Source organism: Lentzea albida, from assembly GCF_900111005.1.
GTDB classification, from domain to species: Bacteria; Actinomycetota; Actinomycetes; order Mycobacteriales; family Pseudonocardiaceae; genus Lentzea; species Lentzea albida.
The window spans coordinates 80282-95600 of sequence record NZ_FOFV01000018.1; the positions used below are offsets into that span (position 1 = coordinate 80282).

General features: G+C 68.8%; 16 protein-coding genes. 6 read left to right on the forward strand and 10 right to left on the reverse strand.

The genetic code is table 11. From position 1 onward, the window contains the following. Positions 1 to 77 precede the first annotated feature (77 nt). Positions 78 to 902, forward strand: a complete 825-nt coding sequence (locus BMY74_RS34600; RefSeq protein ID WP_089923008.1) for a hypothetical protein — start codon at positions 78 to 80, stop codon at positions 900 to 902. Here BMY74_RS34600 and BMY74_RS34605 read toward each other — a convergent pair. Next, positions 887 to 1657, reverse strand: a complete 771-nt coding sequence (locus BMY74_RS34605) for an IclR family transcriptional regulator (protein WP_177230069.1) — start codon at positions 1655 to 1657, stop codon at positions 887 to 889. The two genes, BMY74_RS34600 and BMY74_RS34605, sit on opposite strands and share 16 nt — an antisense overlap. 119 nt (positions 1658 to 1776) lie before the next feature. Between BMY74_RS34605 and BMY74_RS34610 the strand changes: the two genes are divergently transcribed. The 5 genes from BMY74_RS34610 (at position 1777) to BMY74_RS34630 (ending at position 7659) form a co-directional block, all read left to right on the forward strand. Beyond that, on the forward strand, positions 1777 to 2097 hold the full coding sequence (locus BMY74_RS34610) for a bifunctional 3-phenylpropionate/cinnamic acid dioxygenase ferredoxin subunit (protein ID WP_089923010.1): 321 nt from the start codon (positions 1777 to 1779) through the stop codon (positions 2095 to 2097). Continuing rightward, positions 2094 to 3197, forward strand: coding sequence for an NAD(P)/FAD-dependent oxidoreductase (locus BMY74_RS34615; protein WP_089923013.1), 1104 nt, complete (start codon positions 2094 to 2096; stop codon positions 3195 to 3197). The genes BMY74_RS34610 and BMY74_RS34615 overlap by 4 nt, the downstream gene beginning before the upstream one ends. Before the next feature lie 81 nt (positions 3198 to 3278). Beyond that, positions 3279 to 4718 carry an aldehyde dehydrogenase family protein gene (locus tag BMY74_RS34620; protein ID WP_089923014.1) on the forward strand — a complete coding sequence of 480 codons (1440 nt, stop codon included), beginning with the start codon at positions 3279 to 3281 and terminating at the stop codon, positions 4716 to 4718. Further along, entirely contained in the window at positions 4715 to 6184 is a 1470-nt protein-coding gene (locus BMY74_RS34625) for a GMC family oxidoreductase (RefSeq protein ID WP_245786517.1), read from the forward strand. Before BMY74_RS34620 ends, BMY74_RS34625 begins: the two co-directional genes overlap by 4 nt. After that, positions 6184 to 7659, forward strand: a complete 1476-nt coding sequence (locus BMY74_RS34630; RefSeq protein ID WP_089923016.1) for an APC family permease — start codon at positions 6184 to 6186, stop codon at positions 7657 to 7659. Before BMY74_RS34625 ends, BMY74_RS34630 begins: the two co-directional genes overlap by 1 nt. Here BMY74_RS34630 and BMY74_RS34635 read toward each other — a convergent pair. The 9 genes from BMY74_RS34635 to BMY74_RS34675 form a co-directional block, all read right to left on the reverse strand. After that, the gene (locus BMY74_RS34635) at positions 7636 to 9186 is read right to left on the reverse strand and encodes a helix-turn-helix domain-containing protein (protein ID WP_245786518.1); all 1551 of its coding nucleotides are present in this window, start codon (positions 9184 to 9186) and stop codon (positions 7636 to 7638) included. The two genes, BMY74_RS34630 and BMY74_RS34635, sit on opposite strands and share 24 nt — an antisense overlap. Next, complete coding sequence (locus tag BMY74_RS34640) at positions 9183 to 10475, reverse strand: MFS transporter (RefSeq protein WP_089923019.1); 1293 nt, start codon at positions 10473 to 10475, stop codon at positions 9183 to 9185. Before BMY74_RS34640 ends, BMY74_RS34635 begins: the two co-directional genes overlap by 4 nt. A gap of 10 nt (positions 10476 to 10485) precedes the next feature. Next, a complete protein-coding gene (locus BMY74_RS34645; RefSeq protein ID WP_089923022.1) occupies positions 10486 to 11217 on the reverse strand; it encodes an SDR family oxidoreductase in 732 nt (243 codons plus the stop codon). A gap of 293 nt (positions 11218 to 11510) precedes the next feature. Then, complete coding sequence (locus BMY74_RS34650; protein WP_089923023.1) at positions 11511 to 12530, reverse strand: LCP family protein; 1020 nt, start codon at positions 12528 to 12530, stop codon at positions 11511 to 11513. A 76-nt stretch (positions 12531 to 12606) separates the two neighbouring features. After that, the gene (locus BMY74_RS34655; protein WP_089923025.1) at positions 12607 to 12993 is read right to left on the reverse strand and encodes a DUF3037 domain-containing protein; all 387 of its coding nucleotides are present in this window, start codon (positions 12991 to 12993) and stop codon (positions 12607 to 12609) included. Next, positions 12977 to 13735: a HipA family kinase gene (locus BMY74_RS34660; protein WP_245786519.1), complete on the reverse strand. Its 759-nt coding sequence runs from the start codon at positions 13733 to 13735 to the stop codon at positions 12977 to 12979. The genes BMY74_RS34655 and BMY74_RS34660 overlap by 17 nt, the downstream gene beginning before the upstream one ends. Positions 13736 to 13766: 31 nt before the next feature. Next, positions 13767 to 14222, reverse strand: a complete 456-nt coding sequence (locus BMY74_RS34665; protein ID WP_089923028.1) for an SRPBCC family protein — start codon at positions 14220 to 14222, stop codon at positions 13767 to 13769. Beyond that, positions 14219 to 14521, reverse strand: a complete 303-nt coding sequence (locus tag BMY74_RS34670; RefSeq protein WP_089923030.1) for an ArsR/SmtB family transcription factor — start codon at positions 14519 to 14521, stop codon at positions 14219 to 14221. The genes BMY74_RS34665 and BMY74_RS34670 overlap by 4 nt, the downstream gene beginning before the upstream one ends. 17 nt (positions 14522 to 14538) lie before the next feature. Beyond that, the gene (locus BMY74_RS34675) at positions 14539 to 15270 is read right to left on the reverse strand and encodes an SGNH/GDSL hydrolase family protein (RefSeq protein ID WP_089923295.1); all 732 of its coding nucleotides are present in this window, start codon (positions 15268 to 15270) and stop codon (positions 14539 to 14541) included. Positions 15271 to 15319: the final 49 nt, after the last annotated feature.

Here is a 15319-nt window from a genome sequence, read left to right on the forward strand (position 1 = left end):
CGGCTAGAGGGTCCGGCTGTCAATACCGCCGTTCGCGCGATCAGCGGGGAAACCGGGCGAACGCGTAGGTTCCGCGCATGGAGCCGATCACCCTGCACACGATGGCGCGCAGGTACCTGATGAGCCGCGACGGGAAGTTGCGGGCCGAGTACGCCGCGCTGCCGGACGACGGGCGCAGGAGCTTCGGCTACACCGACGAGGCCAAGCGGATCTTCCCCAGGTACGACGTGGTGGCCGCGATGCTGCTGGAGGTCGAGCGCCTCGACCCCGACGACCTGCCGCCCGTCGACAGGCTCGCCACCGCTCTCGCCACCGCCGCGTCGTCGGCGCGATCGGTCCTCACCACCGATCTCGGCGCGGTCGAGGCCGAGGCGACGGCCGCCGAACGCGAGCTGTTCCGCAGGGGGATCAGGAGCTGGGTGACGGCGGAGGACCTCGTCGTCGAACCGCTGCCCTACCGGCGCGTCTTCGGCGACGAGGAGGTGCAGGACTGGCGCTGGCGGCTCGAGCGGCGGTGGGGGTTCGCGAGGGACCAGACACTGTGGCACCCGTTGATCGCCGAGACCGTGCCGGAGGACGTGCTGGTGGTCAGCGCCGACGCGATGTGGGACGCGGGCGGGTTCGAGCGGGTGCACGAGGCCCTGGCGGCCACGGGGCTGCGCCGGGTGGTCGAGATCCGGGAGCACGGCGATCCGAGCTGCCTGCTCGACCTCGACGAGTTCGCGCCGAGCTACACCGGGGCGGAGGGGATCTGGACCGACGACACGCTCGACTGGATCGCGTACGCCTCGCACGAGTCGTCGGTGGCGTTCGGCGGCACGCTCGCCGAACACCTCCGCACGTCCTGGGCGGACCTCGCCGACTGGGGCTGGGTCGCGATCTGGGATCAGCCCGCGAAGTAGCCGAGCTGCGCCGAGAGGTCCGCGGCCGCCGACGACATCGCCGGCACGATCTCCCGCACCCGCTCCCGGGACAGCCGGTACGACGGCCCGGACGCGCTCATCGCCGCCACGACCTCACCGCGGTGCCCGCGCACCGGCACGGCCACCGCGTGCAACCCGAGTTCGAGCTCCTCGAAGCACGCCGCGTACCCCTTCGACGCGACCTCCTCCAGCTCCGACAGCAGTCGTGCGGACTCCACGACCGTGTTCTCGGTGTAGGCGTCGAGCGGCATCGAGACGAGTCGCGCGCGCTCGTCCTGCGGCAGGTACGCGAGCAGGACCTTGCCGGACGACGTGGCGTGCAGGGGTGTGCGCTGGCCGATCCAGTTCACGGCGGAGACGGCCGCCGAGCCGCGGGCCTGGGTGATGTTGATGGCGACGCCGGCGTCGTGCACGGCGATGTTCACGGTCTCGCCGAACGAGTCCGCGAGGGTCTGGCAGACGGGCTGGCCGAGCTTCGTGAGGTCCATGCGGCCGGTGGCGGCGCCGGCGAGGCGGACGACCCCGAAGCCGATGGCGTACTTGCCCCTCTCGCCGAGCTGCTCCACCAGGCCGCGCGACTCCAGGACGGAGACGAGTCTGGACACCGTGGACTTGTGCACGCCCAGCTCACCGGCGATCTCGGTGATGCCCGCCTCGCCCTGGGCGAGGAGTTCGAGCACGCTGATGGCCCTGTCGACGGACTGCACCTGAGCTGCCGAGTCGGAGTTGCTCATCGCGCAACAGTAATCGACAGGCAAAACAGGCTGTCGGACTCTTGACGGCGGGTCGTCCGGGCCTCACATTGTGTTGCGTCATTCGGAACGTGTGCCGTGTTACGCAACGGAGGCCGACGATGATCCGCGCCTGCGCTCTCGTGGACCTGCCCCCAGGGGAGGCGGTGCGCGTCGTCGGTCCTCACGCGCCGATAGCGGTCTTCAACGCCGACGGCGCCCTTTACGCCATCGACGACACCTGCACCCACCAGGACGCCTCGCTCAGCGAGGGCTGGCTGGAGGGCTGCTTCGTCGAGTGCCCGCTGCACGCCGCGAGCTTCGACCTTCGCACCGGCGAGCCGACCTGTCTGCCCGCCAAACGATCGGTGAGGACCTACCCGGTTTTTGTTAAAGATGGAGAGGTCTATGTCGATGTCGAAGTGAACGAGGACGTGGCGTGAGGACGATCGCGATCATCGGCGCATCACTGGCCGGTCTGAGGTCGGCGCAGGCACTGCGCCAGCAGGGGTTCGACGGACGGCTCGTCGTGGTCGGCGACGAGGTCCATCTCCCCTATGACAGGCCTCCTCTCTCGAAGGACTTCCTGCTCGGCAAGGTCGAGGCGGTGCCGCTCGCCGACCAGGAGGACCTCGACGCGCTCGACGCCGAGTGGCGCCTCGGGGTGCGGGCCACAGGTCTGCTCTCCACCGGCGAGGTCTCGCTCAGCGACGACTCGACCATCGAGGCCGACGGCATCGTCATCGCTACCGGTGGCCTGCCGCGCACGATCCCCGGCACGCACGTCCTGCGCACGCTGGACGACGCGGTCAAGTTGCGCGAGGCGTTCGGCACCGCGCAGCACGTCGGTGTCATCGGCGCCGGGTTCATCGGCGCCGAGATCGCCTCCAGTGCGCGCGCTCTCGGCAAGGACGTCACCGTCGTCGAGGCGCTTCCCACGCCTCTCACGCGTGTTCTCGGCGCCGAGATGGGTGCTGCATGTGGACATCTGCACGGTGACCACGGATCAACGTTGATTACCGGAATCAACGTTGATTCAGTCAACGTTGACGGCGGAATCAACCTCGCGGACGGTCGTCAAGTCAACGCTGACGTCGTCGTCGCGGGCATCGGCACGCGTCCGGCGACGGACTGGCTCGCCGGCGGACCGGTCCGCCTCGACAACGGCGTGCTGTGCGACGCGGGCGGCGTCACGAACGTGAAGAACGTCGTCGCGGTGGGCGACGTCGCGAACTGCGCGGGACACCGCGCCGAGCACTGGACGAGCGCGACCGAACAGGCACAGGTCGCCACCCGCAACCTGCTCGCGGGCGAGACCGTCGCCACGCACACCAACGGCGGTTACGTCTGGTCGGACCAGTACGGCGTGCGAATCCAGTTCATCGGGCGAGCGACGCGTGACGTTCGCGTCGAAGATGGGTCCATCGAGGACAGGAAGTTCGTGGCGACCTATCGAGACGACGAGAACCCGGAGGACGTCGTCGGCATCATCGCCATGAGCAACGCACGACTATTCACCAGGCTCCGCAGGAACCTGAAGTAGGAGACGGTCGTCACGGTTTACCGCCACCGGCGACCGGCTACACCCCGATGTCCTTCGTGGACAGACGAACAGGGAGGCCCAGTGTCGCCGGTGCGGCAGATCATCAACCCCTATGACCAGAGTGTTCTCACCGAGGTCGAGGACCAAACCCGCGACCAGGCGATCGCCGCGATCGGGAAGGCCAGGAACGCCTTCGACCACGGTGACTGGCCGCACGCCGGTCCCGAACACCGCGCCGCCGTGCTGCACCGCGTCGCGGACCTGCTGGAGCGCGACAAGGAGGACATCGCCCGCACCGAGACGCTCGACACCGGCAAGACGCTGGTCGAGAGCCGCATCGACGTGGACGACGTCGCCGCCGTGTTCCGCTACTACGGCAACCTCGCCGGGCTGCTGCACCCCAAGGTCGTCCCAGGGGTGCCGGAAGACGTCATCAGCCGCATCGACTACGAACCCGTCGGCGTCTGCGGCCTGATCGCCCCCTGGAACTACCCGCTGCTGCAGATCTCCTGGAAGATCGCGCCGGCCCTGCTCGCGGGCAACACGCTGGTCGCCAAGCCCAGTGAGATCACGCCGCTCACGACGATCAAGCTGTTCGAGCTGTTGCAGGAGGCCGGGGTCCCGGACGGGGTCGCGAACCTCGTCCTCGGCACCGGCGCCGAGGTCGGCGCGCCGCTGTCCGAGCACCCCGACGTCGACCTGGTCTCGTTCACCGGCAGCCTCGCGACCGGTCAGCGGATCATGGCGTCGGCCGCGAAGACCGTGAAGAAGGTCGCCCTCGAACTCGGCGGCAAGAACCCGAACATCGTCTTCGCGGACGCCGACCTCGACGTGGCCGTCGACTACGCGCTCACCGCCGCGTTCTTCCACGCGGGCCAGGTCTGCTCGTCCGGCACGCGTCTCATCGTGCACAGCAGCGTCTACGACGACTTCGTGGGCGAGGTCGCGCGGCGGGCCGATCTCATCAAGCTGGGCAACGGTTTCGACGAAGACACCGAGTCGGGTCCCTTGGTGAGCGCGGAGCACCGCGCGAAGGTCGAGAGTTACGTCGAGATCGCGAAGCAGGAGGGCGCGACCCTCAAGGCCGGCGGCAGGCGGCCCGACGAACCCGAGCTGCAGAACGGTTTCTTCTTCCGCCCCACCGTCTACGCGGACTGCACCAGGGACATGAAGCTGGTGCAGGACGAGACGTTCGGACCGATCATCACCGCCGAGCGCTTCGAGACCGAGGACGAGGCGATCAGGCTCGGCAACGACACCGAGTACGGCCTCGCGGGCGGTGTCTGGAGCCAGGACCTCGAGAAGGCGCAGCGGGTGGCGAAGAAACTGCGCCACGGCACGGTCTGGGTCAACGAGTTCGGCCCGTACCTGCCGCAGGCGGAGTGGGGCGGGTTCAAGCGCTCCGGTGTCGGCCGCGAGCTCGGCACCGCCGGTCTGCTGGAGTACACCGAGCCCAAGCACGTGTACCAGAACCTCAAGCCACAAGCCCAGAACTGGTTCGCGCGAAAGGACTCCCAGTGACCGCGTACGACTACGTCATCGTCGGCGGCGGCACCGCGGGCTGCGTCCTCGCCGCGCGGTTGACCGAGGACCCCTCGACCACGGTCGCGGTCATCGAGGGCGGGCCGTCCGACGTCGGTGACGAGAAGATCCTGAACCTGCGCAACTGGATCAACCTGCTCGAGACCGAGTACGACTACGACTACCCGACGGTCGAGCAGCCGCGCGGCAACTCGCACATCCGGCACAGCCGCGCGAAGGTGCTCGGCGGGTGTTCCAGCCACAACACGCTGATCTGCTTCCAGCCGCTGCCGCAGGACCTCGACGACTGGGGTCACGGCTGGACGTGGGACGCGGTCGGGCCGTACTTCGACAAGGTCCAGCTCAACATCATCCCGGTGGTGGAGAAGGACAGGAACCCGATCGCCAAGGACTTCGTCGCCGCCGCGCGCAAGGCCGTCGACGTCCCCGAGGTCGAGAACTTCAACGCCGCTCCGTTCGAGGACGGCGTGGGTTTCTTCTCCATCGCCTACCACCCGGAGAAGAACAACCAGCGTTCCAGCGCCAGCACCGCCTACGTGCACCCGATCCTGGAGCGCAGGAACCTGACCCTGCTGCTCAACACGTGGGCCGGGAAGATCGAGTTCGACGGCGACCGCGCGATCGGCGTGCACACCGACAAGGGGTATGTCGAGGCCAACAAGGAGGTTCTGCTCTGCGCGGGCGCGATCGACACGCCCCGGCTGCTGATGCTCTCGGGCGTCGGCGACGCGGAGCACCTCAACAGCATCGGCATCGTGCCGAAGCACGACCTGCCCGGTGTCGGCGAGAACCTGCTCGACCACCCGGAGTCGGTGATCATCTGGGAGACCACGAAGCCGTTGCCGGAGAACTCGGTGATGGACTCCGACGCCGGTCTCTTCATCCGGCGGGACTCCTCCGACCCGAGGCCGGACCTGATGTTCCACTTCTACCAGATCCCCTTCACCACCAACACCGAACGCCTCGGCTACCCGGCGGTGGAGCACGGGGTCTGCATGACGCCGAACATCCCGCGCCCGCACAGCAAGGGCAGGCTGTGGCTGAAGTCCAGCGACCCGGCCGAGAAGCCCGCGCTCGACTTCGGGTACTTCACGAACCCGGACGGTTACGACGAGCAGACCCTCGTCGACGGCTTCCGGATCGCCCGCAAGATCGCCGAGGAGGAGCCGCTGAAGTCGTGGCTCAAGCGGGAGATCGCGCCGGGCCCGGACGTCACGAGCGACGAGGCCCTGTCGGAGTACGGCCGGCGCGCGGCCCACACCGTCTACCACCCGGCCGGCACGTGCGCCATCGGGTCTGTTGTGGACGGTGACCTGAAGGTCATCGGGCTCGAGGGCCTCCGGGTCGTCGACGCGTCCGTGTTCCCCACCATGCCCACCGTGAACCCGATGGTCACGGTGCTCATGATCGGAGAACGCGCCGCCGACCTGATCAAGGGGTCCTGATGACGGCCACCGCCGAGGATCGGCTCAAGGACCTCGGGTACACGTCGGAGTTCAAGCGGGACATGAGTCCCTGGGCGAACTTCTCGCTCGGCTTCACGTACCTCTCCCCCGTCGTCAGCACCTACACGCTGTTCGGCGTCGCCCTCGCCCTGGGCGGCCCGCCGATGATCTGGAGCTTCGTCGTCGCGGGCGTCGGCCAGTTCCTGGTCGCGCTCGTCTTCGGCGAGCTCGTGGCGCAGTACCCGGTCGCGGGCGGCGTGTACCCCTGGGCGCGCCGCCTGTGGGGCACGCGGTGGGCGTGGATGACCGGCTGGGTCTACATGATCGCGTTGCTGGTCACCATCGCGTCCGTCAGCTACGGCGCGGGCCCTTATCTGGCCACTCTTCTCGGCTACACAGCCAACGTCGGCAACACGGTGCTGTGCGCGGTCGCGATCATCGCGGTCTCGACGCTGATCAACTACGCGGGAACGAAGGTCCTGTCCTGGGCCGCGATCTTCGGGTTCGCCGCCGAGATCGTCGGAGCGCTGGTGGTCGGCATCTGGCTGCTGGTCGACAACCGCGTGCACGGGCTGGGCGTGCTGTTCGACAGCTTCGGCGCGGAGGGCTCGGGCAGCTACCTTCCGGCGTTCTTCGCGGCGGGCATCATCGGCCTCTACCAGTACTACGGCTTCGAGGCGTGCGGGGACACCGCGGAAGAGGTCAAGGACCCCGGCCGCGTCATCCCGAAGGCCATGCGCCGCACCATCTACATCGGCGGCGCGGCGGCCACGTTCGCGTGCCTGTCGCTGCTGCTGGCGGTGCCGGACTTCGGCAAGGTCATCTCCGGCGAGGACGCCGACCCGGTCACGAACATCCTCACCAACGCGTTCGGCCCGGTCGGCTACAAGATCGTGATCGGTGTCGTGCTGATCTCGTTCCTGTCCTGCACGATGTCGTTGCAGGCGGCGGCCTCCCGGCTGACGTACTCCTACGCTCGCGACAAGATGCTGTTCGGGCACAAGGCTCTCGCGACGTTCAACAAGAAGCGCCACATCCCGCCGTACGCGCTCGCACTCGCCGGTGTGATCCCGGCGGTCATCGTGGTCGCGTCGATGTTGTCCACGAACGCGCTGGACAAGATCGTGTCGTTCGCGACGCTCGGCATCTACCTGGGCTTCCAGATGGTCGTGTTCGCGGCGCTGCGGGCGCGGCTCAAGGGCTGGACGCCGTCGGGTGAGTTCACGCTCGGCCGGTGGGGACTGGTCGTCAACGTGCTGGCGCTCGCGTACGGCGTCGCGGCGATGGTGAACATGGTGTGGCCGCGCACTCCGGACGCGCCCTGGTACGACAACTACATCGTCATCCTGAGCGGTGTCCTGGTAGTCGGTATCGGCCTGGTGTACATGGTGGTCGCCAAGCCGTTCGGCAACTCCGACGCGGCGGCCGGGGACGCGGTGCCCGTCGGACAGTCACGGCCCCTGCAACCGCAGTAGGCGCAGGGCGAGCTGCACCTCCAGCACGCGGTCGGGCGACTGCCAGTCGCCCAGCAGCGACGTGACCCGGTCGAGTCGTTGCGTGACCGTGTTGACGTGGAGGTGCAGCTCCGCCTTGGCACGGCTGAGGTTCGCGCCGCAGCGGAAGTAGACCTCCAGCGTGTGCACCAGTTCCGTGCCGCGCTCGGCGTCGTAGTCGAGCACCGGCCCGAGCACCGACCGCACGTACCCGGACACGTTCGCCCGGTCTCCCAGCAGCACGCCGACGAACCCGAGGTCGGCCATCGTCGCGGCGTCCTTCTCCCGGCCCAGCTGCCGCAACGCCTTCAGGCACCGCCGCGCCTCCTCGTAGGCCTCGGCGATCGCCGCCGGTCCCTCGACCGGACCGCACGCGCCGACCGTGGCGTCCAGTGCCTTGGCCACCTCCCGCGCGACCTGGGTGGACGCCGAGGGCAACGCCAGCACGACGTCCCGGCCGCGCGACCCGGCCAGTCCCCTGTGGACGGACGCGTAGTGCGTCGCCCCGGAGAGGTTCCCGTCCGCCACCAGCACCACGTGCGGGTCCGACAGCTCCACGCCCACCCGGCGCGCCCGCGCCAGCAGCCCGGCCGCGTCCCGCCCGTCCAGGATGTCGGTGATCAGCTCGCCGCGGACCTTGTTCTCCGCCTCGGCCACGGTCCGGCGCAGCAGCAACAGCAACGCCGTCACCGCCGCCGACCGCTCGAACACGCGCCGGTCCGCGTCGGTCAGGTCGGGACGCCCGGACAACGCGATCCCACCCAGCAGCTCCGACCCGGCCAGCACCGCGCACACCCACACGTCGCCGAGCAGCACGGCACGCCCGTTGGCCCGCACGGCCAGCGAGGGCACGGTCTCCAGCACCTCGACCGGACCACCGAGCAGCTCCCCCACCGCGGCGGCGACCTCGGCCGAGGAACCGCCGCGCAGCACCAGGTCCGTGAGCCGGTCGTGCGCCTCCTCGGCCCGTTTCATGGCCTCGTTGTGCGACTGGATCGTCGCGAACAACGACGCCGTGTCGATCGCGATCGCCGCGTGGTCGGCCAGCGACTGCAGCAGCGCGACCTCCTCGGGCGGGAAATCCCGCGAGGTCCGGTCGGCCGCGTACAGCACACCGATGACCTTCGAGTCGAGCTTCAGCGGCACGCCCAGGATCGCCGCCAGGCCCTCGTCCCGCACCGCCGAGTCGATCGGCCGCGTGTGGTTGAAGCGGGCGTCCGCGAAGTAGTCGGGGGTCGCGTACGGCCGGGCGGTCTGCGCGACCAGTCCGCCGAGGCCCTCGCCGAGTCCCAGCCGGACCTTCTGGAACAACGGCGAGAACGACCCGTCCGTCACCCTCATGTAGGTGCCGGCCGGGTCGTTCATCGACAGGTACGAGACGTCCGTCCCGAGCAGCGTCCGCGCTCTGCGCACGATCGAGCGGAGGACCGCGTCCAGCTCGCGCATGCCCGCGAGCTCGGACGCGGTCTCGAACAACGCCGCCAGTTCGGCCTCACGCCGTCGTGTCACACCCCAACCCTGTCACGATCCTCCAGATCCGCACCACGGGTCTCCTTGGCGAGCAGGATCGCGATGACCGTGATCACGCAGGTGATCACGACGTAGATCGAGATGGGGAACGACGTCCCGTAGGCCTTCAGCAGGGCCGTCGCGATCAACGGGGCCAGCGCGCCCGCCGCGATCGACGCCAGCTGGTAGCCGACCGACGCCCCGGAGTACCGCACCCGCGTGCCGAACAGCTCCGAGAAGAACGCCGCCTGCGGCCCGTACATCGCGCCGTGCAGGACGAGGCCGACCGTCGCCGCGACGGTGATCAGCACCGGGTCCTTCGTGTCCAGCATCGGGAAGAACACGAAGATCCACACGCCGATGCCGACCGCGCCGATCAGGTAGATCGCCCGCCTCCCGAACCTGTCCGAGAGGTGGCCCCAGACCGGGATCGTGACGAGGTGCACCGCCGAGGCGATCAGCACGGCGTTGAGCCCCACCGACTTCGACAGCCCGAGCCCGGTCGTCAGGTACACCAGGATGAACGCGGTGATCACGTAGTACGACACGTTCTCGGCGAACCGCGCGCCCATCGCGATCAGCACCTCGCGCCAGTTGTGCTTCAGCAGTTCGAGGACGGGTGCCTTCTCCTGCACGGGCTCCTTCGCGCGCTTCTCCTGCGCCGCCAGGAAGACCGGCGACTCGGACACCGTCAGCCGGATCCAGAGACCGATCACCACGAGCACACCGGACAGCAGGAACGGGATGCGCCAGCCCCACGCGAGGAAGTCCGCCTCCGACTGCACCGCGGCGAGCACGGCCAGCACCGCCGTCGCGAGCAGGTTCCCGCACGGCACACCGGCCTGCGGCCACGAGGCCCAGTACCCGCGCCGTTTCGCGTCACCGTGCTCGGAGACGATCAGCACCGCGCCGCCCCACTCGCCGCCGAGCGCGAAGCCCTGCACCAGGCGCAGGAACGTCAGCAGCAGTGGCGCCGCGACGCCCACCGACGCGTACGTCGGCAGCACGCCCATGAGCATCGTCGCGCCACCCATCAGCAGCAACGACAGCACCAGCAACTTCTTGCGCCCCAAGCGGTCTCCGTAGTGGCCGAAGACCACACCGCCGAGCGGCCGGGCGAGGAAGCCGATCGCGTACGTCGTGAAGGCGAGCAACGTGCCCGTCAGCGGGTCCGCCGTCGGGAAGAACAGCTTGTTGAACACCAGGGCGGCTGCCGAGCCGTAGAGGAAGAAGTCGTACCACTCGACAGTTGTTCCGATGAGCGAAGCGCCTACCACTTTTTTGATCATCGACAACTCCTCATTGAGCTGACCAGCCGCCATCGACGGCCAACGACGTACCGGTGACAAAACTGTTGTCGCACAACCACAGCACCGCGGAGGCCACCTCGGAAGGCTCCATCATCCGTTTGACTGCGCTGCGCTGGAGGAAGATGCGCTCCGGGACCTCCGCCTCGGGGATCCCGTGCACCTTCGCCTGGTCCGCGATCTGCTTCTCCACCAACGGGGTGCGCACGTAACCGGGCGCCACGCAGTTCGACGTGACGCCGTGCGGCGCGCCTTCCAGCGCGGCGACCTTGGAGAACCCCTCCAGGCCGTGCTTCGCGGCGGTGTAGGCGGACTTGAACGCGGACGCGCGGATGCCGTGCACGCTGGTGATGTGCACCAGCCGGCCCCAGCCGCGCTCGTACATGTGCGGCAGGACGTGCCGGGTGAGGCGGAACGCGGCCCCCACCATCAGGTCGAGCATCAGCGAGAAGCGCTCGACCGGGAACTCGTGGATGGGCGCGACGTGCTGCACGCCGGCGTTGTTGACGAGGACGTCGATCCCGGTGGGGAGCGAGTCGACCGGACCGGTCAGGTCGAGGACGTGACCGACGCCGCCGAGCTCCTCGGCGAGCGAGTGGACCTTGGGGTCGAGATCGACCAGATGGACCTCGGCGCCCTCATCGGCCAGCGCGCGAGCGCAGGCCAGGCCTATGCCGCTCGCGGCTCCGGTGACCAGCGCGGTGTGACCCGTGACACTCGACATGCCCAGAACGGTAGGCGTCCCGGAGCGGACGTGACATGTGGCTCACCCACATAACGCCTGGTCAACAGGTGGCTTTAGCCACCATTTAGCAAGAAGAGGGCATATGTGCCAGAAGACTGGGTACAGAGGCGTAAGCTCCCGTCACCTGAACGGGGGAAGATCTTTACGAGGGGGAAACACCCATGTCCGCCACACCCATTTACGACGATCTCCTGCGCGAGCTCGAAGGCATCGCGCAGGAGGCCGGTCTGACCGACTCGGAGCCCACTCCCGAGCCCGTCAAGTCGTAAGCGCTACTTCGGAGGGGCGATCAGCTCGGCGGGCACCGGCTGGTCCTTGCTGATCAGGTCGAACAGCGTGGACGCCTTCTCCCTGTCCCACTGCACGACCGAGCCCGCACCGGGCACCGTCGGCGTGGATCCGACCGGCACCGTTCCGCTCGTCGCGTCGCTCATGTTCAGCGCGACGCTCGCCAGGTGCCACACGTGGTCGTCCTCGTTGACCGACACCGCTCCGGACGCCGCGTTCATCAGCGGGATGACGCGGAACGGGTTCGCGAGCGTCGCCGGGCTCTTCACCTTCTCGAAGAGCGCCGACAGGAACTTGCGCTGGTTCTGCACGCGCTGCAGGTCGGCCGTCGCGAACGCGCGGGTCCGCACGAACCCGAGCGCCTGCGGCCCGTCGAGCTCCTGGCAGCCCGCGGCCAGGTCGATGCCGGCCAGCGGATCCTTGATCGGCTCGTCGAGGCAGATGTCGACACCGCCGACCGCGTCGACCATGTCGGAGAACCCGCCGAAGCCGATCTCCATGTAGTGGTCGATCCGCACGCCGGTCGCACCCTCGACGGTCTGCACGAGCATCTGCGGACCACCGAACGCGTACGCCGCGTTGACCTTGTTGCGCCCGTTCTCCGGGATGGAGACGTAGGAGTCGCGCGGGATCGACAGCAGCACCGGCTTGGCCGCGCTGTTGTCCGGCAGGTGCAACATCATGATGGTGTCGGTCCGCCTCCCGGCGGCGTCACCGGTGGCGAGCGCGTCCTTCTGCTCCTGCGTCAGGCCTTCCCGCGCGTCCGATCCGACGAGCAGCCAGGTGGTGCCCGGCGTCTCGGCGGGACGGCCCTCGTAGTCCGGCAGCGCGTTGATCCGCGTGAGCGTCGAGTCGACGTAGAACCCGAACCCGACGGCACCCAGAACCAGGACGAGCAGCAGCACCAGGATGACGCGTCCCGGACGCCTCTTCTTCCTCATCGGCCGCTGCGGCGGCATGGGACGCCGCGGCTGCTGGTAGCCGTGGTGATACCCAGCGCTCATGTGTCGCCAACCCCGATCGCTTCAGTTCCGCTTTGCAACTAGGGACGCCGTTCGTCCCCTTAGGTTGCGAGGAAACCTACCGGGGTGGCAGCACCAACGCCTCGAAAAGTCTGGTGACCTCGGCGGACGGGTCGTCGGTCCAGCCCGTGTGGGCCGGGGACGTCTGCACGATCGTGCTGCGGGGCGCGGTCAGCCAGCGGAACCGCTGCCCGATCGTCGTCCGGCTGACCGGGCCTGCCGCGGCCGCGCCGTCGCACGAGTTCACGAGGTGCTCGAGGCTGCTCTCGAGCACCTCCACGTCGAGGTGCGGGTCCAGCACCCGCAGCCGGTCACCGTCCACATGGGTCTTGGCGCACAGGAAGTCCAGCGGCGCGCAGTAGACGAGGACGCCGACGTTCATGAACTCACCGCGCTCCTGCCGCGGAACGGCCCGCAGCAGCGCGTACTCAAACACGTGCGGCACGCGCGGCCTCCAGCGAGTCGACCCAGCCGCGGTTCTGCAAGCGGTAGGTGAAGAAGTCCTTGTAGCGCTGACGGAGTTCCGCCGGATCGCCTTCCAGCCACTCGTCGGGGACGAGCGCGAGCACCTCGTCGAGCACCTCCGGCGTGACCAGTGCCGCCATCTCCGCGTCCACTTCGGACACCGAGGCCGCGTTGGGCAGCATCGCGTGGTCCGAGGCGTCGTAGCGGTAGTCCTTGGTGGCCGGGCGTTCCTCGCTCCACGAGTAGTGGAAGTACAGCGAGGCACCGTGGTCGATGAGCCACGGTTCGCGGTGCCACAGCAGCATGTTCGGGTTGCGCCAGCTGCGGTCCACGTTCAGGACCAGCGCGTCGAACCACAACAGCTTCGTGGCGAGCCCGGTGCCGGGATCGCGCACGACCGGGTTGAAGTCGAACGAGCCGGGCAGGTAGTCGAGCCCGAGGTTGAGGCCGCCGCTGGCCCGCAGCAGCTCCTGGACCTCCTGGTCGGGTTCGGCGCGCGCCAGCTCGGGGTCGAGGTGCACCAGGACGATCTCCGGTATGCGGAAGCCCAGCCTGCGCGCGAGCTCGCCGACGACGACCTCGGCGACCAGCACCTTCACGCCCTGCCCGGCACCGCGGAACTTCACCACGTACATGCCCAGGTCGTCGGCCTCGACCAGTCCCGGCATCGACCCGCCCTCGCGGAACGGGGTGACGTACCGGGTGGCCGTGACCTCCCGCAAAGAACTCCCTGCCACATTCACCGGCGCATGATCACACGAAGGCACGCTGGAAGCCGAGCAGGATTCCGCCCCAGCCGCCGTCGCCGCTGACGCCCTCGCGGAGCCGGTCCGGCTTGACGAAGTGCCGTTCGAAACCGCGATGCACCAGCTCAACGCGGGTGCCGGTCCCCTCGGCGGTGAAGGTGATCTCGACTTCGGAGGCCCTCGCCGGGTCCGGGTCGTAATCCCAGTCACCGTCGAGGTGCCAGGCCAGCAGCAGCCGCGACGGCGGCTCCCACGCCGTGACCGAACCCCAGTCGCACTCGGTGCCGTCCACGCCGACCTCGTACCAGCGGCCGCCCGGGCGCGGTTCGACGACGACGTCGCGCAGGTCCGCCTCGCCGATGTGGTGCGCCGGCGGCCACCACGTCACGAACTTCTCGGTGAACACCTTGAACGCGTGGTCCGCCGAGGCGTTGACCAGCACGGACCGCCGTACCTCAATCATGACTCCTCCACCGCCGCAGCGAAGTTCGCGAGCGCCTGACCCCAGGCTTCGTCGAGGTAGTCGCGCAACGCGGCCACCCCCACGTGGTCGACCGAGTACCGCCGCCGGGTCCCCTCGGCCTCGACGCGGACCAGCCGCGCCTCCTTGAGCACCTTGAGGTGCTGGGACACGGCCGGTCGCGACACGGGCAGCTCGGCTGCGATCTCCCCCACCGCCCGCGGCCCGGCCACGAGCAGCGTGAAGATCTCGCGGCGGGTCGGGTCGCCGAGCGCCGCGAACGCCGTTTGGTAAGTCTCCACGAACGGTAAGTCTGAACTTACCTACTGGCGGAAGTCAACGCCTGGAAGTACGCGGCCTGCCCCGTCTTGTTCGGGTGGTAGGAGTCCTCTGCCGGGTGGACCAGGGCGTTGATCCACGGCTTGGGCGAGCACACCCCGTGGTGCGCAAACGCTTCCCTGACATCCACGTACCGCGCGCCGGCACGTCCGGCCGCCTGCGCGATCTCACCGGAGAGCTGGTCGGCGGCGTCGTTGAGCGCCGCGCGCTTGACGGCCGACAGCGTGCGGCAGCCGTCGTCCGGCGTGAACAGCCGCGGGTAACCGAGCACGACGAGCGTGGCGTTCGGCGCCGCCGCCCTGATCGTGGAGTAGGTGGTGTCGAGCCGCCCGGGCAGTTGTGAGTGGAGGAAGTCGACCGCCGTGGCGACCCGTTTCGAGCAGGCCTCGTCACCTTTGAGCGTGCACGTGGTCAGGACGTCGGTGAACCCGAGGTCGTTGCCGCCGACGGTGATCGTGACGAGCGTGGTGCTCGGCGTGAGCGCCCGCATCTGCGGCTTGAGCGACTGGGTGGTCGCGCCGCTGCACGCCATGAACTCGAACGACGGGAACTCCGCACCCCGCAACGCCGGGTAGGCGTTCGAGCTGCGACGGCACGAGCCCTCCACATAGGAGCCGGCGCCCGCACCGGACGCGTAGGAGTCGCCGAGTGCGACGTACTCCGGTGCGGTCGGTGCGGGCGCCAGCAGTGCGACAGCGAGAACTCCAGCCATGAAACCCATGAACCCGGACTACCACTGTGGACGATCGACTTGTAGGGCG